The sequence below is a fragment of the Metapseudomonas boanensis genome (assembly GCF_042232855.1).
Taxonomy (GTDB): domain Bacteria; phylum Pseudomonadota; class Gammaproteobacteria; order Pseudomonadales; family Pseudomonadaceae; genus Metapseudomonas; species Metapseudomonas boanensis.
Genome location: NZ_CP113889.1, coordinates 878,491 through 901,728, shown reverse-complemented (window position 1 = coordinate 901,728; position 23,238 = coordinate 878,491). Strand labels below are relative to the sequence as shown.

23 protein-coding genes are annotated in these 23,238 nt (G+C 62.1%); 17 read left to right on the top strand and 6 right to left on the bottom strand.

Features of this window, described 5'->3' with window-relative positions; all coding sequences use genetic code 11:
• The first annotated feature begins 123 nt into the window (after positions 1-123).
• Positions 124-1,458: an NADP-specific glutamate dehydrogenase gene (gene gdhA, locus OXH74_RS04200; RefSeq protein ID WP_375740189.1), complete on the top strand. Its 1,335-nt coding sequence runs from the start codon at positions 124-126 to the stop codon at positions 1,456-1,458.
• A gap of 75 nt (positions 1,459-1,533) precedes the next feature.
• Here the strand turns inward: gdhA and OXH74_RS04195 are convergent, their stop codons facing one another.
• The 3 genes from OXH74_RS04195 to OXH74_RS04185 all read right to left on the bottom strand — a co-directional run bounded on the left by OXH74_RS04195 (position 1,534) and on the right by OXH74_RS04185 (position 5,257).
• Positions 1,534-1,902, bottom strand: coding sequence for a hypothetical protein (locus OXH74_RS04195; RefSeq protein WP_375740188.1), 369 nt, complete (start codon positions 1,900-1,902; stop codon positions 1,534-1,536).
• Between the two features lie 93 nt (positions 1,903-1,995).
• Positions 1,996-3,216 carry an RtcB family protein gene (locus OXH74_RS04190; protein ID WP_375740187.1) on the bottom strand — a complete coding sequence of 407 codons (1,221 nt, stop codon included), beginning with the start codon at positions 3,214-3,216 and terminating at the stop codon, positions 1,996-1,998.
• A 196-nt stretch (positions 3,217-3,412) separates the two neighbouring features.
• On the bottom strand, positions 3,413-5,257 hold the full coding sequence (locus OXH74_RS04185) for a DUF4105 domain-containing protein (protein ID WP_375741556.1): 1,845 nt from the start codon (positions 5,255-5,257) through the stop codon (positions 3,413-3,415).
• A gap of 176 nt (positions 5,258-5,433) precedes the next feature.
• Between OXH74_RS04185 and OXH74_RS04180 the strand changes: the two genes are divergently transcribed.
• From OXH74_RS04180 to OXH74_RS04155, 6 genes are all read left to right on the top strand, one after another.
• Positions 5,434-5,757, top strand: coding sequence for a TraR/DksA family transcriptional regulator (locus OXH74_RS04180; protein ID WP_215380291.1), 324 nt, complete (start codon positions 5,434-5,436; stop codon positions 5,755-5,757).
• 88 nt (positions 5,758-5,845) lie between these two features.
• On the top strand, positions 5,846-8,344 hold the full coding sequence (locus OXH74_RS04175; RefSeq protein ID WP_375740186.1) for a Lon protease family protein: 2,499 nt from the start codon (positions 5,846-5,848) through the stop codon (positions 8,342-8,344).
• 213 nt (positions 8,345-8,557) lie between these two features.
• Positions 8,558-8,899 (top strand): hypothetical protein, encoded by a 342-nt coding sequence (locus tag OXH74_RS04170; protein ID WP_375740185.1) that lies wholly within the window; start codon positions 8,558-8,560, stop codon positions 8,897-8,899.
• A gap of 191 nt (positions 8,900-9,090) precedes the next feature.
• Positions 9,091-9,585 carry a TIGR00645 family protein gene (locus OXH74_RS04165; RefSeq protein WP_215380285.1) on the top strand — a complete coding sequence of 165 codons (495 nt, stop codon included), beginning with the start codon at positions 9,091-9,093 and terminating at the stop codon, positions 9,583-9,585.
• Positions 9,586-9,721: 136 nt separating this feature from the next.
• Entirely contained in the window at positions 9,722-10,027 is a 306-nt protein-coding gene (locus OXH74_RS04160) for a DUF6482 family protein (protein ID WP_215380283.1), read from the top strand.
• A 97-nt stretch (positions 10,028-10,124) separates the two neighbouring features.
• Entirely contained in the window at positions 10,125-10,742 is a 618-nt protein-coding gene (locus OXH74_RS04155) for an FKBP-type peptidyl-prolyl cis-trans isomerase (protein ID WP_375740184.1), read from the top strand.
• 131 nt (positions 10,743-10,873) lie between these two features.
• Here OXH74_RS04155 and OXH74_RS04150 read toward each other — a convergent pair whose 3' ends face one another.
• Together OXH74_RS04150 and OXH74_RS04145 are read right to left on the bottom strand one after the other, a co-directional pair.
• Entirely contained in the window at positions 10,874-11,110 is a 237-nt protein-coding gene (locus tag OXH74_RS04150) for a hypothetical protein (RefSeq protein ID WP_375740183.1), read from the bottom strand.
• A gap of 137 nt (positions 11,111-11,247) precedes the next feature.
• Complete coding sequence (locus tag OXH74_RS04145; protein WP_215380273.1) at positions 11,248-12,216, bottom strand: polyprenyl synthetase family protein; 969 nt, start codon at positions 12,214-12,216, stop codon at positions 11,248-11,250.
• Between the two features lie 244 nt (positions 12,217-12,460).
• On the opposite strand from OXH74_RS04145, the gene rplU reads away from it, so the two are divergent.
• The 5 genes from rplU to OXH74_RS04120 all read left to right on the top strand — a co-directional run bounded on the left by rplU (position 12,461) and on the right by OXH74_RS04120 (position 16,095).
• Positions 12,461-12,772 carry a 50S ribosomal protein L21 gene (gene rplU, locus OXH74_RS04140; RefSeq protein WP_016490856.1) on the top strand — a complete coding sequence of 104 codons (312 nt, stop codon included), beginning with the start codon at positions 12,461-12,463 and terminating at the stop codon, positions 12,770-12,772.
• Positions 12,773-12,796: 24 nt separating this feature from the next.
• Positions 12,797-13,054, top strand: a complete 258-nt coding sequence (gene rpmA, locus OXH74_RS04135; RefSeq protein ID WP_215380270.1) for a 50S ribosomal protein L27 — start codon at positions 12,797-12,799, stop codon at positions 13,052-13,054.
• 139 nt (positions 13,055-13,193) lie between these two features.
• Positions 13,194-14,411, top strand: coding sequence for an Obg family GTPase CgtA (gene cgtA, locus OXH74_RS04130; protein WP_215380268.1), 1,218 nt, complete (start codon positions 13,194-13,196; stop codon positions 14,409-14,411).
• Between the two features lie 84 nt (positions 14,412-14,495).
• Positions 14,496-15,614 (top strand): glutamate 5-kinase, encoded by a 1,119-nt coding sequence (gene proB / locus OXH74_RS04125; RefSeq protein ID WP_215380266.1) that lies wholly within the window; start codon positions 14,496-14,498, stop codon positions 15,612-15,614.
• Between the two features lie 16 nt (positions 15,615-15,630).
• Positions 15,631-16,095 (top strand): CreA family protein, encoded by a 465-nt coding sequence (locus tag OXH74_RS04120; RefSeq protein WP_375740182.1) that lies wholly within the window; start codon positions 15,631-15,633, stop codon positions 16,093-16,095.
• A 207-nt stretch (positions 16,096-16,302) separates the two neighbouring features.
• Here the strand turns inward: OXH74_RS04120 and rpsT are convergent, their stop codons facing one another.
• The gene (gene rpsT, locus OXH74_RS04115; protein ID WP_215380262.1) at positions 16,303-16,578 is read right to left on the bottom strand and encodes a 30S ribosomal protein S20; all 276 of its coding nucleotides are present in this window, start codon (positions 16,576-16,578) and stop codon (positions 16,303-16,305) included.
• Positions 16,579-16,857: 279 nt separating this feature from the next.
• On the opposite strand from rpsT, the gene murJ reads away from it, so the two are divergent.
• The 5 genes from murJ to OXH74_RS04090 all read left to right on the top strand — a co-directional run bounded on the left by murJ (position 16,858) and on the right by OXH74_RS04090 (position 23,230).
• Positions 16,858-18,396: a murein biosynthesis integral membrane protein MurJ gene (gene murJ / locus OXH74_RS04110; RefSeq protein ID WP_375740181.1), complete on the top strand. Its 1,539-nt coding sequence runs from the start codon at positions 16,858-16,860 to the stop codon at positions 18,394-18,396.
• A 119-nt stretch (positions 18,397-18,515) separates the two neighbouring features.
• Positions 18,516-19,454, top strand: a complete 939-nt coding sequence (ribF, locus tag OXH74_RS04105) for a bifunctional riboflavin kinase/FAD synthetase (protein WP_215380257.1) — start codon at positions 18,516-18,518, stop codon at positions 19,452-19,454.
• A 15-nt stretch (positions 19,455-19,469) separates the two neighbouring features.
• Complete coding sequence (gene ileS, locus OXH74_RS04100) at positions 19,470-22,304, top strand: isoleucine--tRNA ligase (protein WP_375740180.1); 2,835 nt, start codon at positions 19,470-19,472, stop codon at positions 22,302-22,304.
• A complete protein-coding gene (gene lspA / locus OXH74_RS04095; RefSeq protein ID WP_375740179.1) occupies positions 22,297-22,800 on the top strand; it encodes a signal peptidase II in 504 nt (167 codons plus the stop codon). Before ileS ends, lspA begins: the two co-directional genes overlap by 8 nt.
• Positions 22,793-23,230 carry a peptidylprolyl isomerase gene (locus OXH74_RS04090; protein WP_215380248.1) on the top strand — a complete coding sequence of 146 codons (438 nt, stop codon included), beginning with the start codon at positions 22,793-22,795 and terminating at the stop codon, positions 23,228-23,230. The genes lspA and OXH74_RS04090 overlap by 8 nt, the downstream gene beginning before the upstream one ends.
• The last annotated feature ends 8 nt before the right edge of the window (positions 23,231-23,238 follow it).

Below are 23,238 nucleotides of genomic sequence, written 5' to 3'. Positions count from 1 at the left end.
TTTACATCCATGCACCAAAAAGTTTCATAAAAGCGTCACCTTGCACTGTTCTGGCGCTGCGCTTCCTTGATAGAGTCGGCGGCCATTTTGTCCGACCGATCAACAAAAACGCCAGGAAGAGACATGAGCCAATCCCTCGACGTGTTTCTCGCGCGCCTGAAGCGGCGCGACCCCGATCAGCCCGAGTTCCACCAGGCGGTGGAAGAGGTGCTGCGCAGCCTCTGGCCTTTCCTTGAGGCCAACCCGCAATACCAGCAAGCCGGCATTCTCGAGCGCCTGGTGGAGCCAGAGCGCGCGGTGATGTTCCGGGTGCCGTGGGTCGATGACCAGGGGCGGGTGCAGGTCAACCGTGGCTTCCGCGTACAGATGAGCAGCGCCATCGGCCCTTATAAGGGCGGCCTGCGCTTCCACCCCTCGGTGAATCTCGGCGTTCTCAAGTTCCTGGCGTTCGAACAGGTGTTCAAGAACTCGCTGACCTCGCTGCCCATGGGCGGCGGCAAAGGCGGTTCGGATTTCGATCCCAAGGGCAAGAGTGACGCGGAAGTGATGCGCTTCTGCCAGTCATTCATGAGCGAGCTCTATCGCCATATCGGCGCCGACCTCGACGTGCCGGCCGGTGATATCGGCGTGGGCGCTCGTGAAATCGGCTTCCTCTTCGGTCAGTACAAGCGCCTGGCCAATGAATTCACCTCGGTCTTCACCGGCAAGGGGCTGGCCTACGGTGGCAGCCTGATCCGTCCGGAGGCCACCGGTTATGGTTGCGTCTACTTCGCCCAGGAGATGCTCAAGGGCATTGGCCGTGATTTTGAAGGCCAACGTGTCGCTATCTCTGGCTCCGGCAATGTCGCCCAGTACGCGGCACAGAAGGTCATGGAGCTGGGTGGCAAGGTGATCTCGCTGTCCGACTCGGAAGGCACTCTGTTCGCAGAGGCCGGCCTGACCCTGGAGCAGTGGGAAAGCTTGATGGAACTGAAAAACGTCCGCCGCGGGCGTATCAGCGAGCTGACTGGCCCGGGGCTGAGCTTCCTGGCGGACCAGCGGCCGTGGGCGCTGCCCTGCGACATCGCGCTGCCCTGCGCGACCCAGAACGAACTGGACGCCGAAGATGCGCGTGCCCTGCTGGCTAACGGCTGCGTGTGCGTGGCCGAAGGCGCCAACATGCCTTCTACCCTGGAAGCTGTGGATATCTTCATCGACGCAGGCATCCTCTTCGCCCCGGGCAAGGCCTCCAACGCCGGCGGCGTGGCCACTAGCGGCCTGGAGATGAGCCAGAACGCCATGCGTTTGCACTGGACTGCTGGCGAGGTTGACCAGCGTCTGCACGGCATCATGCAGAACATCCACCATGCCTGTGTGCACTACGGCGAGGAGAACGGCCGAGTGAACTATGTGAAGGGCGCCAATATCGCCGGCTTCGTCAAAGTGGCCGACGCCATGCTGGCGCAAGGGGTGGTTTAAGCATCGGCCTTTCCTTGGGGCGTCGCCTTGTGAGGGGAGTTCATTCGCCCCTCACAAGAGAGAGACAACTTCCCATCAATCGGGATGCAACGCCCTCCCCATGGCGTTATCCCGGTTCCGCTCCCAGTCGTCATCCTCGTCGTCATGGAAGCGTTCGAAATAGGCGCGGCGCTCTTCGCTCTCCACCTGCGCCTGACATTGCCGAAAACCGTCGCTCCAGCCTTCTGCGTAAGCCGCGTCCTTAAGGTAGCGGGGCACATCCTTGCGAAACGTGCCGCTGATAATGCCCGCCGCCTGGCGACCGCTGCTGCAGCCATCGTCGAAGCCGTCGACGAACGCCGGTGGATAACCCTGGGCGAGCAAGTGCTCCCGAGTGGTCTCACAGCCCGCCAGCAGGCCGTAGGCGAGCATGATCAACATAAGGGTGGCGCGACGTAACGCCATTTCGGACTCCAGTGCGCCACGCAGGAGTGACGCGCACAGCAAGGAACATGAGTGGAGTCTAAGGGGCGCGATGTGATGAAAGCGTCAAGGCGCTCAGCCCTTCACGCATACCACCTGCCGTAGCGTATGCACCACTTCGACCAAGTCACGCTGGGCTGCCATGACGGCATCTATATCCTTGTAGGCCATGGGGATCTCGTCGATCACGTCCTTGTCCTTGCGACATTCCACATGGGCGGTGGCGCGTACCTGATCCTCGACCGTGAACAATTTCTTCGCGCGGGAGCGGCTCATGGTCCGCCCGGCTCCGTGGCTGCAGGAACAGAAGGCGTCTTCGTTGCCGAGCCCGCGAACGATGAAGCTTTTCGCGCCCATCGAGCCGGGGATGATGCCCAGCTCGCCTTTCTGCGCCGATACCGCGCCCTTGCGCGTCACCAGCACCTCGCGGCCGAAGTGCTGCTCCCGCTGCACATAGTTGTGATGGCAGTTCACTGCCTCGAGGCTCGCCTCGAACGGCTTGCCAATGACCTTGCGTGCAGCGGCGATCACCGCCTGCATCATCAGGGCGCGGTTTTGGCGGGCGAAGTCCTGGGCCCAGCCGACGGCTTCGACGTAGTCGTCGAAATGCCGGCTACCTTCCTCGAAGTAGGCCAGGTCCCGGTCCGGGAGGTTGGCGATGTGCTGGCGCATGTCTGCCTGGGCCAACTCGATGAACAGCGTACCGATGGCATTGCCCACGCCGCGTGAGCCGCTATGCAGCATGAACCAGACGCGGTCGGCCTCGTCCAGACAAACCTCGATGAAGTGGTTGCCGGTGCCCAGGGTGCCGAGGTGATGGCGGTTGTTGGTCTTCTCCAGACGCGGGTACTTGGCGGTGATGGCCCTGAAGCGCCGGTCAAGCGCCCGCCAGGCCTGGCTGGCGGCATCCGGTACCTCGTCCCAGGCGCCCTGGTCACGCTTGCCAAAGGTCTTGCCGTGGGGCACGGCCTTTTCGATGGCGCTGCGTAGGCGATGCAGGTTGTCCGGTAGGTCTGCCGCGCGCAACGACGTGAGTGCGGCGATCATGCCGCAGCCAATGTCGACACCGACCGCGGCGGGAATGATAGCGCCAACGGTAGGGATCACGCTGCCGATGGTCGAGCCCTTGCCCAAGTGCACGTCGGGCATTACGGCCAGGTGCTTGAAGATGAAGGGCATCTTTGCGGTATTGATCAATTGCTGGCGGGCCTCCTCCTCCACCGGCACATCCTGTGTCCAGAGCTTGATCGGCTTACCGCCCGCGACTTCCAGCACCTGTGGGGCGTTGTGCTTCATGGACCGTTCCTGATGGGGATGTAGATAACCATTCTGAGCCATTCCGGGCCGGCTGAGCATCGTTCTTACCGGTGGAGCGCGGACTACGTAGGGGCGAGCTTGCTCGCGAATGTTGCAGGGCAATTCGCCAGCGAGCTGGCTCCTGCAAGGGGCGCGGGAGGCAGGTAGCCCGGATCCCCGGGGAGCGGGTTTGCGCTTAGTAGTGATACCACTTCAGTTCCAGCATCACCTCGTTCACCGGGGACGCCAGTTGGCTGAACTCCCGTTGCGCACTGAAGCGGAGGCCGAGATTGCGGAAAATTTCCCATTGCTGGTTGAGGGACAGGCGGCGCCGTACTTCACCGTTGTGGAAGTAGTCGCCAGCCGCTTCGAGGGTGAGGCTGCCCAGGGCGTTGTGCCACAGCAGTCCGGTGTCGAAGCCGGCGGCGCTGGCGATGAAGGGGGCGAAGTCTTCATTGTGTTCGATGCGGGCGGTGACCATGGCAAATCCCAGGGTCTTTTCGCCCAGTCGCCAGCTGCCGCCGACGCCGCCATTCAGGTGGCTGACCAGACGCTCGTCGTCGTCCTCGCCCGGCACCCGTTCAAGGCCGCCGGCCACCTGCCAGGACCAGGGCTTGAGCAGCTCGCTACGGGGTGTCAGTGAGCGGATGGTTGCCAGATCAAGGCGCTGCAATTGCCAGTGGTTGTTCTCGTACTGGCGCAGCTTGAGCTGGAGGATCTCGATCTGTGCGCCAATTGGAAAGCCTTCAAGGTTGTCGTTCAGGTCGTGGTAGGCCATTCGCAGCCCGTACTCGGCGAAGGCGCGGTCATCGCGGCTGCCGGCGCCAAGCTGCCAGGTGCGGGACTCGTGGCCTTCTTCCGGAAGTGCGGGGCGGTCGACGTGCAGCGGTTGGGGGGGATTGCGGCTGATTGCCTGCAACAGCTCGAAGCTGCGGGCGGAGTTCTCGCGGGTGCGTTGCTCGCCCGTGGAGCGGTAGCGCACCAGGCGAAATGCTGCGTCCTGGATCAGGGCACGGCGTTCTGCCGGCAGGGAGAGCAGAGCCGGGTCATCCAGCAGGCGGGTGTCATCGGCCAGGCGCAGCACCCATTGCTGTTCGTCATGGTCGAGCGGCTCGGCACGAGCGAGCAGTTCCTTCTCCCGCGACGGCCGGTAGTCGATGGACTGCACCAGCCCCGCCTGCTTGACGGCCCGGACCGTATCGGTGGGGATGGCGGTGATCGGGAATTCTTCGGTGAGTTCGATGCCGGGGCGGGCGATTTCCAGCAGCTCCAGCAGGCGGTAGGAGCAGTTTTCGTCAAAGAAGTAGTAATCGAAGCGGACCTGCTTCAGCTCCCAGACGTGCTCGACCATCCGCCCGGTTTCCTCAGCGGTGAGGTTGAGCCGGTACTCCCAGAGGTCGCGGTTCTCCAGGCGGCTGTACTCGCTGAGCTTGTCGCGGTAGGGCACCAGGGCGAACAGGCCGGGATAGCCACCCATCAATCCCTTCCAGGCGTAAAGGATGCTGTTGTCGGCCCCCTCGATGAAGGCGCCGAAGTTCAGCGCATAACTGAGCATGGCCGTGTTGTTTTCATGCACATCCGCCTGGTCGATGCGCAACAGCGTGTGGCCGAACATCGACGAGGGGCTGTTCAGGTAGGCGGCCGGGAACACCAGTACGGTGCTGTGCGGGTTGATATCGGCGAACCACGCGCGGTACTCGGCGCAGGCGGGGTGCGGCAAGTCCGTCAAGCGCAGTTGGTTGCGCAGCCAGCGGGTACGCGCCGGGTAGGTGCATTGAGGGTGCTGGTCGCCCAAGTCGGCCGGGGCGTACAGCGCATTCAGCGTGGCGCGCAGCTCGGCGGCCGGGTCGCTGGCGCCGTTGTCGGCCAGGAAGAACTTCTCGTCGTCCACGTAGCTGCGCCAGCCGCCCAGTTTGCCGGTCTCATAATGGCCGAGGGCAATCCAGTAGGGATCTACGGCCAGGACCTCCAGGTGTTCGGCGGGGAGGGAGGGGTTAGCGAGGCTATTGATGCAGGTGCAAAGCGTCAGGTACGGGAACATCCGTTTCAAGGGCGCAACTCTTCTTCGCGAGAGGTTCGTCGGCGGTCAGAGCTTTGGGGATGGCCGGTGCGGGTGTCAAGCAAGGCCAGAGCTTCCAGATTTGCAAGTTTGGTACAGCGGCATGCAGCCTTTGCCAAAGCGTCCACACTTAATGAACGACCCTGGGAGTTTACGATATGACTGCCACCGATCCCCGCACCGTTCTCGATGCCCTGATCGCGGAGTACACCGCTCGTGCCAATGCCATCCGCGAGGATCTGGCCCGAAGTCACTCGCCGGACTTCGCCGAGCAGGCGTTGCAGCGGGAAAACGACGAGGTGCTGGAGGCTATCCTGGCGGAAACTGAGGCGGCGCTGCGCCGTGTCGGCATGGCCAAGCTGCGGCTGGTCGATGGGAGCTACGGTTATTGCCAGCGTTGCGGTGAGCCCATAGAGCCGGCGCGCCTGGCGGTTCTGCCTGCCGCGGAGTTCTGTCTGGGGTGTGCGGACATGTCGGGCTGAAAACGGCATGGCGCAATGCCTTGCCAGTGATGTTCAGGCAGCGCCAGAATGCGGTCAATGCTTCTTCACCGTCCTTCAAGGATTCTCGATGCTGAATTCCTTCGCTGCCAGTCTGCGACTGGCGCCCGATGCGCTGACCCGTCCCTTCCAACCCGAGCAGTTCTGTTTCAAGTCCACCGAAGACCTGGAGCCTTTCCGTGGCGTGCTCGGCCAGGAGCGCGCGGTAGAAGCCCTGCAGTTCGGCGTGGCGATGCCACGGCCGGGCTACAACGTTTATGTGATGGGCGAGCCGGGTACCGGGCGGTTTTCCTATGTACAGCGCTACCTCAAGGCAGAGGGCAAGCGCCTCGGAACCCCCGCTGACTGGGTTTACGTCAACAATTTCGAGGAGCCACGGGAGCCGCGCGCGATCCAGTTGCCTGCCGGTGAGGCAAACGCCTTCATCTGCGACGTCAGTCATCTGGTCGATAACCTGCTGTCGACCTTCCCGGCGGTCTTCGAAACCCCGACTTATCAACAGAAGAAGAGCGCCATCGATCGCGTCTTCAACCAGCGCTATGACCGTGCCCTTGACGTGATCGAGCGGCTCGCGCTGGAAAGGGACGTGGCCCTGTACCGTGATAGCGCCAATATCGCCTTCACCCCGATGAAGGATGGCAAGGCGCTGGACGAGGCTGACTTCGCGCAGTTGCCGGAATCCGAGCGCGAGCGCTTCCACGATGATATTGCCGCCCTGGAGGAGCGCCTCAACGAGGAGCTTTCCAGCTTGCCGCAATGGAAGCGCGAGACCAGCAACCAGTTGCGCCAACTGAACGAGGAAACCATCACCCAGGCCCTGCAGCCGCTGCTGGCGCCGCTTTCCGAGAAATACGCGGAAAACGCCGGAGTCGTGGCCTATCTCCAGGCCATGCAGATCAACCTGCTGAAAACCGTGGTCGACCAGTTGCTGGACGACAAGCCGGATGGCCAGCGCCGCGAGATGCTGGAAGAGCAGTACTGCCCCAGCCTGGTAGTGGGTCACCACTCCAGCGGTGGCGCGCCGGTGGTATTCGAATCCCACCCGACCTACGACAACCTGTTTGGCCGTATCGAGTACGGCACCGACCAGGGCGCGCTCTACACCAGTTATCGGCAGCTGCGTCCCGGAGCGCTGCACCGTGCCAATGGCGGTTTCCTGGTCCTCGAAGCGGAGAAGCTGCTCGGCGAGCCGTTCGTCTGGGATGCGCTGAAGCGCGCCCTGCATTCCCGCCAGCTGAAGATGGAGTCCCCCCTGGCCGAGCTGGGGCGCCTGGCCACCGTTTCCCTGACGCCGCAAGTGATTCCGCTCCAGGTCAAGGTGGTGATCATCGGCTCGCGCCAGCTCTATTACACGCTGCAGGACCTGGATCCGGACTTCCAGGAGATGTTCCGGGTGCTGGTGGATTTCGACGAGGAAATCACCCTGTCCGAAGACAGCCTCGAACAGTTCGCCCAGCTGTTGAAAACCCGAACCTCCGAAGAGGGCATGGCGCCCTTGACGGCGGAGGCCGTAGCTCGCCTGGCGACCTACAGCGCGCGTCTGGCCGAACACCAGGGGCGCTTGTCAGCGCGTATCGGCGACCTGTTCCAGTTGGTCAGCGAGGCGGATTTCATCCGCCATCTCGCCGGTGACGCGGTGACTGATGCTGGGCATATCGAGCGTGCCCTGAAGGCCAAGGCCACTCGCACCGGACGTGTCTCGGCACGGATCCTCGACGACATGCTGGCCGGCATCATCCTGATCGACACCGCAGGCGCGGCTGTCGGCAAGTGCAACGGCCTCACCGTGCTGGAAGTCGGCGACTCGGCCTTTGGTGTACCGGCGCGCATTTCCGCCACCGTCTACCCAGGCAGCTCCGGGATCGTCGATATCGAGCGTGAGGTCAACCTCGGCCAGCCGATCCACTCCAAGGGCGTGATGATCCTCACCGGCTACCTTGGCAGCCGCTATGCTCAGGAGTTCCCACTGGAGATTTCCGCGAGTATCGCTCTGGAGCAATCCTACGGTTATGTGGATGGCGACAGCGCGTCCCTGGGCGAGGCCTGTACTCTGATCTCGGCGCTTTCGCGCACGCCCCTCAAGCAGTGTTTCGCCATCACCGGCTCGATCAATCAGTTCGGTGAGGTGCAGGCGGTGGGCGGGGTCAACGAGAAGATCGAAGGTTTCTTCCGCCTTTGCGAGGCGCGCGGCTTGACCGGGGAGCAGGGTGTCATCATTCCCCAGGCCAACGTGGCGACGCTGATGCTCGACGAGCGCGTTCTACAGGCCGTACGCAATGGTCTGTTCCATGTCTATGCCGTGCGTCAGGCCGATGAAGCGCTCGGTCTGCTGGTCGGCGAGCCGGCTGGCGTGCCGGATGAAAAGGGGCAGTTCCCGGAGGGTAGCGTCAACGCCCGGGTGGTGGCGCGGCTACGTGAAATTGCCGAAATGGGAATGGAAGAAGAGGAAAAGCCTGCTTCGACGCCTGAAGTTGCCGAGGTTGCCGCCAAGGCCGCCGCCCCGGCCAAGCCGGTGCGCAAGGCTCCGGCCAGGAAGCCTGTGGCTGACAAGACCCAGGACCCCGCCTGAGTCCGTGACGCGACCAGCTGCCCTGGAGCGTTTCTGGTGCGGCTGGTCAGTCGCTGAGCAACGCCGGTCATCCCTTGGTTGGCATGCTCGAACTGCACTTTTCCCTGTTGCTGTGCACAGGCTTATCCACAGGTTTCGTGGATAAGCCGCTCCCTTTCCGATATGGCAAACCGGGTGTAGGCTCAATTGCAGGCCCCTGCGAGGAAAGCCGCTATGACGCGCAACCTCTGCCTTACCCGCCAATGCTTGGGATTGGTCACCCGGATCGAATGCGTCATTCGCCCGCTGGCGGGAGAAAAAGGACTCTGGACGCTGCTCTGTGCGGCGGGCATGTCTGGGGAGCAGCCCTCGGCGATCAAGGCGCAGGGCCCATTCCATGGGCCTCTGGTAGCTGAATCGGTGCTCAGTGCAATCGCCGATTGCCTGGCCGAACAAGGCTACAAGGAGGCTGACGATCCGCCCATCTGGCGCATACACCTTCAGGGGGAGCTGCGACGTCTCAACGGTGAGCGTTGCCGGAACCTGGGCGATTACCAGTTCCGTCCAGATACCTGACCGGAAGGTTGAGCAACATTTGAGCGGACGCATGAGAGCCGTAAGTACTCAGGGGTACGCCCGACATTCCAAGGCTCATTCACAGACTTATCCACAGTGTATGGGGATATGTCTGCGAGGGTCCCCGATATTTTTCTGAAAGTGCCGCCTCGGTATACTCGCCGCCGTTTTTTCCCTTGCAGCGAGGTTCCATGGAACGCCTTCTAGAAAATTCGATGTATGCCGCCCGTTGGCTGCTGGCTCCCATCTACCTTGGCCTGTCGCTCGCATTGCTGGCGTTGAGCCTTAAGTTCTTCCAGGAGATCTTCCACATCCTGCCCCACGTCTTCGAGAAGACCGAGGCTGACCTGATCCTGGTTCTGCTGTCACTGATCGACATGTCGCTGGTCGGTGGATTGCTTGTCATGGTGATGATCTCGGGTTACGAAAACTTCGTCTCCCAGCTGGACATCGATGACGGCAAGGAGAAGCTCAGCTGGCTAGGCAAGATGGACTCCGGTTCGCTGAAGATGAAAGTGGCCGCGTCCATCGTCGCGATTTCCTCGATCCATCTGCTGCGCATCTTCATGGATGCCCAGAACATCGAGAACACCAAGATCATGTGGTACGTCGTCCTGCACATGACGTTCGTCATCTCGGCCTTTGCCATGGGCTACCTGGACAAGATGACCAAGCACGACCACTGATCGCCTGCTGTCAGCGTCAGCCCGGCCGCCCGTCTGTCAAAAGCAGACGGGCGGTTGCATTTCAACCTGCCGATTCTTGGCCATGCTGGCAAACACCCGTTAGATTCTGGGGTGAACCCATGCGTGAGGTGGTGCCATGAACCTGCAAGACCTCTCCAGCCATGCCCGGGCCGGGCACATCGAAAAACTCAACCTGATCTCCCTGGAAGGCGGCATCTATTTGCTGGAGGCGCGTATCGATGGGCGAAACCACGCGCTGGACGATGGCCATGGCCATGTCGTGCAACTGCGCTCCGTCGAGCATGCCCGTGAGGTGCTCCATCAGTTCCCGAAGCTACCTTTTCACCTGGTCCATGACGTCGTCCACGACGAAATGTGTGGGCTCGAAGCGGGTGGTCAGGACCAGGTGAGCGTACCCCTGTCGACTCGGCTATCGCACTGAAGGGGCGCGGCGGGGCCGGTAGCTGGCCGAGAGGGTGCGCTGCGAGCCTGAGGCTGTGCTAGTCTGGCCGGCCTTTTTTTCCAAGCGGAGCCCCGCCATGTCCGAACTCGATCTTTCCACCGACGAAACCCGCGTCAGCTATGGCATCGGCCGCCAGCTCGGCGATCAGATCCGTGACAACCCCCCGCCGGGCGTGAGCCTGGATGCCGTAGTCGCCGGCCTGCGCGATGCCTTCCTGGGCCAGGAAAGCCGCGTTGATGGCGCTGCACTGTCCGCCAGCTTCAAGGTGATCCGCGAGCGTATGCAAGCCGAAGCACAGGTCAAGGCCGAAGCCGCTGCCGGTGCCGGTCGCGAGTACCTGGTGGAAAACGCCAAGCGTGAAGGCGTCACCGTGCTGGCCTCTGGCCTGCAATACGAAGTGTTGGTGGCAGGCGAGGGCGCCAAGCCGTCCCGCGAAGACACGGTGCGCACCCACTACCACGGCACGCTGATCGACGGCACTGTCTTCGACAGTTCCTATGATCGTGGCCAGCCTGCCGAATTCCCGGTTGGTGGCGTGATCGCTGGCTGGGTCGAAGCCCTGCAGCTGATGAACACTGGCAGCAAGTGGCGTCTGCATGTTCCGAGTGAACTCGCCTACGGTGGCCAGGCTGTCGGCAGCATCCCGCCGCACAGCGTCCTGGTGTTCGACGTGGAACTGCTCGACATCCTCTGATTCGTCGACAGGATGGCCGCTGGGCGGGCCTTCCCTGGCCTGCCCAGGAACCGCGAGGGCGCCTTTGCCCTCGCTGCAAGGCTCGCGCCCGGGCGCAGGCCTTGCTGATGACGCGTCCCAGCGTCATCGAACTACCCCTCAGGCGGGCGCAAGGCCCGGGCAAAGCAGAACAGGAACAGATTTCGCACCAGTTCCTTGAGTACCAGCGGTTCGCTGGAGCTCAGTTCGGCCAAGTCGAGGTCGCCTTGGTCGCGCAGCTCTTCGAGCGCTCCCTCTCTTAATACGGCACAAACTTCGCCCGTCTCGCGGTGCAGGATTCGCAGATAGGGGTGCGGGCGATCCAGCCAGGCGTCGATCAGGTAGGTCATGGCTCATCTCCTTTGAAAATTGCTAGTGAGAATAATTCTTATTAGCAAAATAGCAAGAACCAATCGACGCCTTTTGTCCAGCCATGAAAAAAGCCCGTCACATGGACGGGCTCTTCAGGATGTGAATTGCGGGTGCGTCAGTGGGTACGGGCTACGGCGAACTCGCTGAGTTCGACCAGTGCGTCGCGATACTGGCTGCGGGGCAGGGTATCCAGGCAGGCGATGGCGCGAGCGGCGTAGTCGCGGGCGAGCTGAGCGGTGTAGTCAAGGGCGCCAGCAGCTTCTACAGCGGCGCAAATGCCTTCCAGGTCCTGGCTGCCACCTTGCTGGATGGCCTTGCGAACCAGCGCGGCCTGCTCCGGGGTGCCGTCACGCATGGCGGCGATCAGCGGCAGGGTCGGCTTGCCCTCGGCCAGGTCATCACCGACGTTCTTGCCCAGGCTGGCTGCGTCACCTCGGTAGTCGAGCAGGTCGTCCACCAACTGGAAGGCAATGCCCAGATAGTCGCCAAAACGACGCAGGGCCTCGGATTGCTCCTCGGGGGCCTTGGCCAGGGCGGCTGCGCTGTGGGTCGAGGCCTCGAAGAGCATCGCGGTCTTGCCGCGGATGACTTCCATGTAGGTTTCTTCGGTGGTGCTGGCGTCGCGGATCTTCGACAGCTGCAGCACTTCGCCCTCGGCGATCACGCGGGTAGCCTGGGAGATGATGCGCATCACCGGCATGGAGCCGAGCTCCACCATCATTTCGAAGGAGCGGGCGTAGAGGAAGTCGCCGACCAGCACGCTGGGTGCGTTACCCCACAAGGCATTGGCGGTCGAGCGGCCGCGGCGCAGGCCGGAGGCGTCGACCACATCGTCGTGCAGCAGGGTGGAGGTATGCAGGAACTCGATGGTCGCGGCCAGTAGGCGCAGCTGGTCGCCGCCGTAACCCAGGGCGTTGCCGCTGAGCAGTACCAGCAGGGGGCGCAGGCGCTTACCGCCGGCAGAGACGATGTAATCACCGATTTTCTCTACCAGGGGGACGCGGGAGGTCAGTTGCCGGCGAATGATATCGTCGACTGCGGTAAAATCGTCCGCCACCACGCGGTAGAAAGCCTGGGGTTGCATCAGCCAGAGGTGCTCCTGTTGGGTTGCGCGGCATGCTAGGGACAGGGCCGGGGACTGTCAAGGCGAGCCCCGGCGGAGCTTGCGCCGCAATCGCGGCTTGCGTACAATCGCGGCCCCTGAACTTCCTTGGGCATTTTCCTGCCTTACGCAATTGCACGGGCGTCAGTTCCGGCCCCATGCAGCCATGCCGACCAATACCTCTTTTTATAAAGCGTCGGGTGAGCAGGTTTAACGGAGAAAATCCATGTACGCAGTTATCGTTACCGGCGGCAAGCAATACAAAGTCGCTGAAGGTGAATTCCTGAAGATCGAGAAGCTCGAAGTCGCCACCGGCGAATCCGTGACTTTCGATCGCGTCCTGCTGATCGGCAATGGCGAAGACGTGAAAATAGGTGCTCCGGTTGTTGATGGCGCCAAAGTAGTCGCTGAAGTGGTCTCCCAGGGCCGTCACGACAAAGTGCGCATCATCAAGTTCCGCCGTCGTAAGCACCACATGAAGCGCCAGGGCCACCGCCAGTGGTTCACTGAAATCAAGATCACCGGCATCCAGGCCTAATTTCCTTTTTGGAGGATTTGACTCATGGCACACAAAAAAGCTGGCGGTTCTACCCGCAACGGCCGCGACTCAGAAAGTAAACGCCTTGGCGTGAAGCTGTTCGGCGGCCAGGTTGTCAAAGCTGGCAACATCATCGTGCGTCAGCGCGGTACCAAGTTCCACGCCGGTTTCGGCGTTGGCCTGGGCAAGGATCACACCCTGTTCGCGAAAGTGGACGGCGTGATCAAGTTCGAGGTCAAAGGTGCTTTCAATCGCAAGTACGTGAGCATCGTCGCGGCCTGATCGCGACCTCGCTGGAAAAGCCCTGTCTTGCGACGGGGCTTTTTTGTTTCTGCTTCATGGAAACTCTGCATCGTGCGGGGTTCCCTGTATCCTATGTGCTTTGTTTACTCAACCCGTCCCCGTGGCGGGAGGCGTCCTGATGAAATTCGTCGATGAAGTATCGATCTTTGTAAAAGCGGGCGACGGCGGCAATGGCCTGATGAGTTTCCGTCGCGAAAAATTCATTGAAAAGGGCGGTCCCAACGGTGGCGACGGGGGCGATGGCGGCTCCGTGTTCATGGAGGCCGATCCGAACCTCAATACCCTGGTGGACTACCGGTATACCCGTCGATTCGACGCCCAGCGCGGCGAGAATGGCGGCAGCAAGGACTGCACCGGGCACAAGGGTGAGGATCTGGTGTTGCCAGTTCCGGTCGGCACTACGGTGATCGATGCTGCAACCCAGGAAATCATTGGTGACCTGACCAAGCCCGGTCAACGCCTGCTGGTGGCTCAGGGCGGCTGGCACGGCCTGGGAAACACCCGTTTCAAGTCCAGTACCAACCGCGCACCGCGTCAGACTACCAAGGGTAAGCCGGGCGAGTCCCGTGACCTCAAGCTGGAGCTGAAGGTGCTGGCGGATGTTGGTCTGCTGGGTCTGCCGAATGCCGGCAAGAGCACCTTCATTCGTGCGGTTTCGGCAGCCAAGCCGAAAGTGGCGGACTATCCCTTCACCACCCTGGTGCCGAATCTTGGCGTGGTCAGCGTTGGCCGCTTCAAGAGCTTTGTCGTTGCGGATATTCCGGGGCTGATCGAAGGTGCTGCCGAGGGCGCCGGCCTGGGGATTCGCTTCCTCAAGCACCTGGCGCGTACCCGCCTGCTGCTGCACATCGTTGACATGGCGCCGCTGGATGAAAGCGATCCGGCTGATGCGGCTGAAACCATCATCGAAGAGCTGGGGCGTTTCAGTCCGGCGCTGACCGAAAGGGATCGCTGGTTGGTGCTGAATAAGGCCGACCAGTTGCTCGATGAAGACCGTGATGCTCGCATGAAAGCCGTGATTGAACGGCTGGGTTGGACGGGGCCGGTGTTCGTTATTTCGGCTCTGGAGCGTGAGGGCACCGAGGCGCTGTCCCAGGAAATCATGCGTTACCTGGATGAGCGTGCGCTGCGCATGGAAGAGGAGCCCGAATACGCCGAGGCGCTCGTCGAGTTGGATCAGCGTATCGAGGATGAGGCGCGTGCGCGTCTGCAGGCCATGGATGACCAGCGCGCGCTGCGTCGTGCGGGCTTGAAGAGCGCTGGTGCTGAAGATGATGACGATTTTGATGATGACGAGGATGACGGCGACGGGCCGGAAATCTTCTACGTACCCTGACCTGGGCGCCGACTGGCGGCGCTGCGGGGTGAACGCATGGGCTGCGTGCCTTGGTGCGCGGCCTTCTAGCTAAGGTTGGATGATATGCGGGACAAGGTGACTGGCGCGCAGCGCTGGGTGGTGAAGATCGGGAGTGCACTGCTGACGGCGGATGGTCGGGGTCTGGATCGTTCGGCCATGGCGGTATGGGTTGAGCAGATGGTGGCCCTGAGGAATGCTGGCGTCGAGCTGGTGCTGGTTTCCTCTGGGGCGGTTGCCGCTGGCATGAGTCGCCTGGGTTGGCAAAGCCGGCCGAAGGCGGTGCATGAGCTGCAGGCGGCGGCTGCGGTTGGGCAGATGGGGCTGGTACAGGCCTGGGAGTCCAGCTTCGCCGAGCACGGTCGACATACCGCGCAGATCCTTCTGACCCATGACGATCTGTCCGATCGCAAACGCTACCTGAATGCCCGCAGCACCCTGCGTACCCTGGTGGAGCTTGGCGCCATCCCGGTCATCAACGAGAACGACACTGTCGTTACCGATGAAATCCGCTTTGGTGACAACGACACTCTGGCTGCCCTGGTGGCCAACCTGGTTGAGGCGGATCTCCTGGTCATCCTGACCGACCGGGACGGTATGTTCGATGCTGACCCGCGCCATAACCCTGATGCCCAGTTGATTTTTGAGGCGCGTGCCGATGATCCGGCGCTGGATGCCGTCGCGGGCGGTACTGGCGGTGCGCTCGGTCGCGGTGGCATGCAGACCAAGCTGCGTGCCGCGCGGTTGGCGGCGCGTTCCGGTGCTTATACGGTGATCGTGGGTGGTCGTATCGAGCGTGTGCTGGACCGTCTCAAGTCGGGCGAGCGCCTGGGTACCTTGCTGGCGCCTGAGCGCGGCCTCCTGGCGGCGCGCAAGCAATGGTTGGCGGGGCATCTGCAGACTCGCGGCACGCTGGTGCTGGATGCGGGGGCGGTCAAGGCGTTGCGCCAGGATCGCAAGAGCTTGCTGCCGGTCGGCGTCAAGGCGGTCCAGGGCAGTTTCCGTCGTGGTGAGATGGTGGTGTGTGTCGGACCCGATGGCGCTGAGGTCGCACGCGGCCTTGCCAACTACAGTGCCCTCGAAGCACAAAAGATCATTGGTCAGTCTTCCGAGTTGATCGAGAAATTGTTGGGTTACGTGGATGAGCCTGAATTGGTACACCGAGATAACCTGATTCTGGTCTGAGCTTGAGGAGGGAGTGATGCGGGTATTCAAGGGATTTGTAGCGGCCCTGCTGACACTGCCATTGATGGTGTCGGCTGAGGAGATCGGCTCGGTTTCCACGGTCTTCAAGTGGGTGGGGCCGAACGACAAGATCGTCGTAGAGGCGTTCGATGATCCCAAGGTCGAGGGTGTCACTTGTTACCTGTCGCGCGCCAAGACGGGGGGTGTGAAGGGTGGTCTGGGTCTGGCCGAGGATCGCGCGGAGGCATCCATTGCTTGTCGTCAGGTGGGGCCGATTCGCTTCAATGGCGAACTGAAGGATGGCGAGGAGGTGTTCAAGGAGCGCACATCGCTGGTCTTCAAGACCATGCAGGTAGTGCGCTTCTTCGATCGCAAGCGTAATGCGCTGGTCTATCTCGTCTATAGCGACAGGGTGATCGAGGGCAGTCCGCAGAATGCGGTGACGGCCATTCCGATCCTGCCCTGGCCCAGTAAGTCTTGAGCCAACAAAAAGCCCGGAAAACCGGGCTTTTTGTTGGCTTATGCAGGGCATTCCCGGGGTGGGCTGGAGGCCTGTCCGGTAATCGTTGGGAGCGCTGTGTGGCCCTTGGTGAATGAGCACGGCCCTGCAGTGAGCGGGTGCTGGATGTGCTTTTCTGTGGGCAATAAAAAACCGGCCAGAAGGCCGGTTTTTCGCAAGAACTCAAGCTTAAGCAGCAGCTTGACCGAGCGCCTTGATATGGGCGTTCAGGCGGCTCTTGTGACGAGCAGCTTTGTTCTTGTGGATGATGCCTTTGTCGGCCATGCGGTCAATCACCGGAACAGCAACGGTGAAAGCGGCTTGAGCCTTCGGCAGGTCTTTGGCGTCGATAGCCTTGACCACGTTCTTGATGTAGGTACGAACCATGGAGCGCAGGCTGGCGTTATGGCTACGACGCTTCTCAGCCTGTTTGGCGCGTTTTTTGGCAGAAGGTGTGTTGGCCACCGTCAAGCTCCTCGAAACTGGGGGGATACATTCAAATAAGGCCGCGAATCATGCCGACAGGCTTTGCCATTGTCAAGGGCGGTTGAGGCGTGTGTCTGTGTCTTGGCGACGAGCGTTAACGTTTGATCTGGGTGATTTATTCCCTTCCGGCCTCTAAACTCGATCCCCTTTGCAGGAACGAGCTTGCTCGCGAATGCCCTGGCGCGGAGCTTGTTCGCGAGCAAGCTCGTTCCTGCAGCAGGGTGTCCTGCGCATCGTCTCATCTAGTTCGGACCCTGAATGAACCTCCTCAAGTCGCTGGCGGCCGTCAGCTCGATCACCATGATCTCCCGTGTCCTGGGTTTTGTACGGGACACGATCATTGCCCGCTTCTTCGGGGCGGGCATGGCGACCGACGCCTTTTTCGTCGCCTTCAAACTTCCCAACCTGCTGCGCCGGATATTTGCCGAGGGGGCATTCTCCCAGGCCTTCGTTCCAATCCTGGCCGAATACAAGACCCAACAGGGCGAGGAGGCGACCCGGACGTTCATTGCCTACATCGCCGGATTGCTGACGCTGGTGGTGGCTCTGGTCACCCTGCTCGGCATGCTGGCTGCGCCCTGGGTGATCTGGGTCACCGCGCCTGGATTTACCGATACCCCCGAGAAGTTCGAGCTGACCTCTGACCTGCTGCGGGTGACCTTCCCCTATATCCTGCTGATCTCACTGTCGTCACTGGCTGGCGCCATTCTCAATACCTGGAATCGTTTCTCGGTTCCCGCGTTCGTGCCGACCCTGCTGAACGTCAGCATGATCATCTTCGCGCTGTTCCTGACGCCCTATTTCGATCCGCCGGTCATGGCACTCGGGTGGGCGGTGCTGGTCGGTGGCCTGGCCCAGTTGCTTTATCAGCTGCCGGCACTCAAGCGGATCGGCATGTTGGTGCTGCCGCGCCTCAACGTCCGGGACGCTGGCGTCTGGCGAGTGCTGAAACAGATGGGGCCGGCGATCTTCGGGGTTTCGGTCGGACAGATTTCGTTGATCATCAACACCATCTTCGCCTCCTTCCTGGCGGCCGGGTCGGTGTCATGGATGTATTACGCCGACCGCCTGATGGAGCTGCCGTCAGGGGTGTTGGGCGTCGCCCTGGGGACCATCCTGCTGCCATCTCTGGCCAAGACTTACGCCAGTGACGACCGCCATGCCTACTCGCAGTTGCTGGACTGGGGGCTGCGCCTGTGTTTCCTGCTGGTGCTGCCCTGTACCCTGGCGCTGGCGCTACTGGCTGAGCCGCTGACGGTGTCGCTCTTCCAGTACGGCAAGTTCACCGCGAATGATGCGCTGATGACACAGCGTGCTTTGATCGCATATGCGGTAGGGCTGCTCGGGATCATCCTGGTCAAGGTGCTGGCGCCCGGTTTCTATGCGCGGCAGAACATCCGTACGCCGGTGCGTATCGCGATCTTCACGTTGGTCGCGACCCAGGTGATGAACGTGGCGTTCATCTTCCCGCTGCGGCACGCCGGCCTGGCGCTGGCTATTAGCCTGGCGGCCTGCATGAACGCCGGTCTGCTCTACTGGCAGCTGCGTCGTCAGCAACTGTTCCAGCCGCAACCTGGTTGGGGCAAGTTCCTCGGTAAGCTGGCAGTGGCCGTGGTGGTGATGTCCGGCGTACTGCTGGGTGTCATGCATTTCATGCCGCCATGGGAGCAAGGAGGTATGCTTGAGCGCCTTTTGCGGCTGGGCGTCCTGGTAACGGCCGGTGTCATTGCCTATTTCGGCATGCTGGCGCTCCTCGGGTTCCGTCCGCGGGACTTTGCCAGGCGAGCTGTGAAATGACCCTGCCAGAGGCAGGGTGCAGCCCCGGCATCCGCTTGTCGCACTAACGCGCCTTCGCCGCCTGTTGTCAGGCGGCACCTGTGCGTATAATCGACCACTTTGTGAACAAGACTTGTGCTATGCAGCTGGTTCGAGGCCTCCACAACCTGCAACCCCAGCACCGGGGCTGTGTTGCCACTATCGGCAATTTCGACGGCGTGCACCGTGGCCATCAGGCCATTCTCAAGCGTTTGCGCGAGCGTGCCGCCGAGCTTGGCGTGCCCAGTTGCGTGGTCATTTTCGAGCCGCAACCCCGGGAATATTTCGGCCCTGACACGGCGCCAGTCAGGCTAACGCGCCTGCGCGACAAGCTCGAGCTACTGGCCAGGGAAGGGGTCGATCGTGTGTTGTGCCTGGCTTTCAACCGCCGCCTGCGCGAGTTGAGCGCGGCCGAGTTCGTTCATGCGGTGCTGGTCGAAGGCCTGGGGGCGGCCCACCTGGAAATCGGTGACGACTTCCGCTTTGGCTGCGACCGTGCCGGTGATTTCGGCTTCCTGCTGCAGGCCGGTGCAGCTGAAGGCTTCAGCGTCGAGGCGGCAGCGACCGTAGAACTCGATGGTCATCGCGTGAGCAGCACCCGGGTGCGTCAGGCATTGGCCGAGGGGAAATTCACGCTGGCTGAGCGTTTGCTGGGGCGTCCGTTCAGCATTACCGGACGTGTCCTGCATGGCCAGAAACTGGGCCGCCAGCTGGGCACTCCAACAGCCAACGTCCAGCTCAAGCGTCGCCGGGTCCCCCTGAACGGGGTCTACCTGGTGAGTGTCGAGCTGAATGGCCACCAGGTGCCTGGTGTGGCCAACATCGGCGTGCGACCCAGTGTGAAGGGAGACGGGCGCGCCCACCTGGAGGTTCACCTGCTGGATTACGCCGGCGATCTGTACGACCAGCGGATCAGCGTGACCTTCCACCACAAGCTGCGCGAAGAGCAGCGTTTTGCCTCTCTGGAGGCGTTGAAGTCGGCGATCGATGCGGATGTCGCTGCAGCCCGTGCCTATTGGCTGGGCACCCACTCAAATTGACGAGCCTGGACTGAAATGACCGATTACAAAGCGACCCTCAACCTGCCGGAAACGGCATTCCCGATGAAGGCCGGTCTGCCCCAGCGCGAACCGGAACTGCTGCAGCGTTGGAACGGCATTGGCCTGTACCAGAAACTGCGGCAGATCGGTGAAGGGCGCCCGAAGTTCGTCCTGCACGATGGCCCGCCATATGCCAACGGCAACATTCACATCGGTCACGCGGTCAACAAGATCCTCAAGGACATCATCGTCCGCTCCAAGACGCTGTCCGGCTTCGACGCCCCCTATGTGCCGGGCTGGGACTGCCACGGCCTGCCGATCGAACACAAGGTCGAGACCACCCACGGCAAGAACCTCTCCGCCGACAAGACCCGCGAGCTGTGCCGCGCCTACGCCGCCGAGCAGATCGAAGGCCAGAAAGCCGACTTCATCCGCCTGGGCGTGCTCGGTGATTGGGACAACCCCTACAAGACCATGGACTTCGCCAACGAGGCCGGCGAAATCCGCGCGCTGGCGGAAATGGTCAAGCAAGGTTTCGTGTTCAAAGGCCTGAAGCCTGTGAACTGGTGCTTCGACTGCGGCTCGGCCCTGGCTGAAGCGGAAGTCGAGTACCAGGACAAGAAGTCCGATGCCATCGACGTAGCCTTCGCCGTTGAAGATGCCGACAAGCTGGCAGCGGCCTTTGGTCTGTCGAGCCTGGCCAAGCCTGCGGCCATCGTGATCTGGACCACCACGCCCTGGACCATCCCGGCCAACCAGGCGCTGAACGTTCACCCCGAATTCACCTACGCCCTGGTCGATACCGGTACACGTCTGCTGCTGCTGGCCGAAGAGTTGGTGGAGTCGTGCCTTTCGCGCTACGGCCTGGAAGGCCAAGTCATTGCAACCGCCAAGGGCGAGGCGCTGGATCAGGTGCGCTTCCGCCATCCGTTCTACGAGCGCCTGTCCCCGGTATATCTCGCCGAGTACGTCGAACTGGGCGCCGGCACCGGCATCGTTCACTCCGCACCAGCCTACGGTGAAGACGACTTCCGTACGTGCAAGCACTACGGCATGAGCAACGACGACATCCTCAGCCCCGTGCAGAGCAATGGCGTGTACGTCGAGTCGCTGCCGTTCTTCGGTGGCCAGTTCATCTGGAAGGCCAATCCGGCCATCGTTGCCAAGCTCGAAGAAGTGGGCGCGCTGCTCAAGCATGAGGGCATCACCCACAGCTACATGCACTGCTGGCGCCACAAGACCCCGCTGATCTACCGCGCCACTGCGCAGTGGTTCGTCGGCATGGACAAGCAGCCCAACCAGGGCGTCACCCTGCGTGAGCGTGCGCTTGATGCCATCGGCCAGACCGAGTTCGTCCCGGCCTGGGGCCAGGCGCGCCTGCATGGCATGATCGCCGGCCGTCCCGACTGGTGCATCTCGCGCCAGCGCAACTGGGGCGTACCGATTCCGCTCTTCTTGCACAAGGCGAGCGGTGAACTGCACCCGCGTACCGTCGAGCTGATGGAGCAGGTGGCCCAGCGCGTCGAGCAGGAAGGCATCGAAGCCTGGTTCAAGCTGGATGCCGCCGAGCTGCTCGGTGACGAGGCCGGCCAGTACGACAAGATCAGCGACACTCTGGACGTCTGGTTCGACTCCGGTACCACCCACTGGCACGTACTGCGCGGCTCCCATGCCGAACTGGGCCACACCAGCGGTCCGGCTGCCGACCTCTACCTGGAAGGCTCCGACCAGCACCGTGGCTGGTTCCACTCGTCCTTGCTGACCGGTTGCGCCATAGACGGCCACGCACCCTACCGCCAGCTGCTGACCCACGGCTTCACCGTAGACGAGTCCGGTCGCAAGATGTCCAAGTCTCTTGGTAACGTCATCGCACCGCAGCAGGTCACCGACAGCCTCGGCGCCGACATCCTGCGCCTGTGGGTTTCCGCGACCGACTATTCCGGCGAGATGGCGGTTTCCCAGCAGATTCTCCAGCGCAGCGCCGATGCCTACCGCCGTATCCGCAACACCGCGCGCTTCCTGCTGGCCAACCTCAACGGCTTCGACCCGGCGAAGGACCTGCTGCCGGCCGCGGACATGCTGGCCCTCGATCGTTGGGCAGTCGACCGTGCCCTGCTGCTGCAACGTGAGCTGGAAGAAGCCTACGGCGAATACCGCTTCTGGAACGTCTACTCCAGGGTGCACAACTTCTGTGTGCAGGAGTTGGGCGGTTTCTACCTGGACATCATCAAGGACCGCCAGTACACCACTGCGGCCGACAGCGTGGCGCGCCGCTCCTGCCAGACTGCGCTGTTCCACATCGCCGAGGCCCTGGTGCGCTGGGTTGCGCCGATCCTCGCGTTCACTGCCGAGGAAATCTGGCAGTACCTGCCGGGCGAGCGCAACGAGTCCGTCATGCTCAACACCTGGTATCAAGGGCTTTCCGAGATGCCCGAAGGCGCCGAACTGGGCCGCGAGTTCTGGGAGCAGGTCATGGCCGTCAAAGCCTCGGTGAACAAGGAGCTGGAGAACCTGCGCAGTGCCAAGACCATTGGTGGCAACCTGCAGGCGGAAGTGACCCTGTATGCCGAAGACAGCCTGGCTGAGCGCTTGACCAAGCTCGGCGACGAACTGCGCTTCGTGCTGATCACCTCGGCTGCGCAGATCCAGCCGCTTGCCAATGCACCGGCCGATGCCGTGGAGACCGAGGTATCCGGCCTCAAGCTGAAGATCCAGAAATCTGCCCACGCCAAGTGCGGCCGCTGCTGGCACCACCGTGAGGACGTCGGTCAGCACGCCCGGCATCCTGAGCTGTGCGACCGCTGTGTAGAGAACATCGATGGCGCCGGAGAGGTTCGTCACTATGCCTAAGGCCTACGGCCGCCTCGGCTGGCTCTGGTTGAGCGCGCTGGTGTTCGTGCTCGACCAGGCCAGCAAGTGGTTCTTCGAGACTGAGCTCAACCTCTACCAGCAGATCGTAGTCATCCCTGACTACTTCAGCTGGACGCTGGCCTATAACACCGGCGCCGCCTTCAGCTTCCTGGCCGACAGCTCCGGCTGGCAGCGTTGGCTCTTTGCCTTGATCGCCCTGGTGGTCAGCGGCGTGCTGGTGGTGTGGCTCAAACGCCTGAAACCGGAGGAAACCTGGCTGGCTGTCGCGCTGGCCCTGGTCCTCGGTGGCGCCCTGGGCAACCTCTACGATCGCGTGGTGCTTGGCCATGTGGTCGACTTCATCCTGGTGCATTGGCAGAACCGCTGGTACTTCCCTGCGTTCAACCTGGCCGATAGCGCCATCACCGTCGGCGCCGTGATGCTGGCGCTGGATATGTTCAAAGCGAATAAGCCCGGAGAAACCGCCCATGACTGAACATCGCATAGGGCCGGACATGGAGGTCACCCTGCACTTCGCTATCAAGCTGGATAACGGCGACGTGGTGGATAGTACTTTCGACAAGAATCCGGCCACCTTCAAAGTTGGCGACGGCAACTTGCTCCCCGGTTTCGAGGGCGTGCTGTTTGGCCTGAAGGCTGGCGACAAGCGCGTGCTGGCCATCGAGCCCGAGCAGGGATTCGGCCAGCACAACCCGCAGAACGTGCAAGTGATGCCGCGTGGCCAGTTCCAGGACATGGAGCTTTCCGAAGGCCTGCTGATCATCTTCAATGATGCGGCGAATGCCGAACTGCCGGGTGTGGTCAAATTCATCGACGACTCGCACGTGACCATCGATTTCAATCACCCCCTGGCCGGCAAGCCGCTGAGCTTCGAGGTGGAAATCCTGGCGGTCAAACCAGCCTGACAGGCCAC

What these genes read in the sequence shown, in the direction of transcription:
- OXH74_RS04165 (WP_215380285.1), top strand. Translation starts at nt 9,091, where the DNA reads ATGGAACGCCTTCTAGAAAATTCGATGTATGCCGCCCGTTGGCTGCTG.
- OXH74_RS04180 (WP_215380291.1), top strand. Translation starts at nt 5,434, where the DNA reads ATGACTGCCACCGATCCCCGCACCGTTCTCGATGCCCTGATCGCGGAG.
- OXH74_RS04185 (WP_375741556.1), bottom strand. Translation starts at nt 5,257, where the DNA reads ATGTTCCCGTACCTGACGCTTTGCACCTGCATCAATAGCCTCGCTAAC.
- ribF (WP_215380257.1), top strand. Translation starts at nt 18,516, where the DNA reads ATGCAGCTGGTTCGAGGCCTCCACAACCTGCAACCCCAGCACCGGGGC.
- OXH74_RS04155 (WP_375740184.1), top strand. Translation starts at nt 10,125, where the DNA reads ATGTCCGAACTCGATCTTTCCACCGACGAAACCCGCGTCAGCTATGGC.
- rplU (WP_016490856.1), top strand. Translation starts at nt 12,461, where the DNA reads ATGTACGCAGTTATCGTTACCGGCGGCAAGCAATACAAAGTCGCTGAA.
- cgtA (WP_215380268.1), top strand. Translation starts at nt 13,194, where the DNA reads ATGAAATTCGTCGATGAAGTATCGATCTTTGTAAAAGCGGGCGACGGC.
- OXH74_RS04160 (WP_215380283.1), top strand. Translation starts at nt 9,722, where the DNA reads ATGAACCTGCAAGACCTCTCCAGCCATGCCCGGGCCGGGCACATCGAA.
- rpmA (WP_215380270.1), top strand. Translation starts at nt 12,797, where the DNA reads ATGGCACACAAAAAAGCTGGCGGTTCTACCCGCAACGGCCGCGACTCA.
- OXH74_RS04145 (WP_215380273.1), bottom strand. Translation starts at nt 12,216, where the DNA reads ATGCAACCCCAGGCTTTCTACCGCGTGGTGGCGGACGATTTTACCGCA.
- OXH74_RS04195 (WP_375740188.1), bottom strand. Translation starts at nt 1,902, where the DNA reads ATGGCGTTACGTCGCGCCACCCTTATGTTGATCATGCTCGCCTACGGC.
- OXH74_RS04175 (WP_375740186.1), top strand. Translation starts at nt 5,846, where the DNA reads ATGCTGAATTCCTTCGCTGCCAGTCTGCGACTGGCGCCCGATGCGCTG.
- OXH74_RS04120 (WP_375740182.1), top strand. Translation starts at nt 15,631, where the DNA reads ATGCGGGTATTCAAGGGATTTGTAGCGGCCCTGCTGACACTGCCATTG.
- OXH74_RS04150 (WP_375740183.1), bottom strand. Translation starts at nt 11,110, where the DNA reads ATGACCTACCTGATCGACGCCTGGCTGGATCGCCCGCACCCCTATCTG.
- OXH74_RS04090 (WP_215380248.1), top strand. Translation starts at nt 22,793, where the DNA reads ATGACTGAACATCGCATAGGGCCGGACATGGAGGTCACCCTGCACTTC.
- gdhA (WP_375740189.1), top strand. Translation starts at nt 124, where the DNA reads ATGAGCCAATCCCTCGACGTGTTTCTCGCGCGCCTGAAGCGGCGCGAC.
- OXH74_RS04170 (WP_375740185.1), top strand. Translation starts at nt 8,558, where the DNA reads ATGACGCGCAACCTCTGCCTTACCCGCCAATGCTTGGGATTGGTCACC.
- OXH74_RS04190 (WP_375740187.1), bottom strand. Translation starts at nt 3,216, where the DNA reads ATGAAGCACAACGCCCCACAGGTGCTGGAAGTCGCGGGCGGTAAGCCG.
- lspA (WP_375740179.1), top strand. Translation starts at nt 22,297, where the DNA reads ATGCCTAAGGCCTACGGCCGCCTCGGCTGGCTCTGGTTGAGCGCGCTG.
- proB (WP_215380266.1), top strand. Translation starts at nt 14,496, where the DNA reads ATGCGGGACAAGGTGACTGGCGCGCAGCGCTGGGTGGTGAAGATCGGG.
- murJ (WP_375740181.1), top strand. Translation starts at nt 16,858, where the DNA reads ATGAACCTCCTCAAGTCGCTGGCGGCCGTCAGCTCGATCACCATGATC.
- ileS (WP_375740180.1), top strand. Translation starts at nt 19,470, where the DNA reads ATGACCGATTACAAAGCGACCCTCAACCTGCCGGAAACGGCATTCCCG.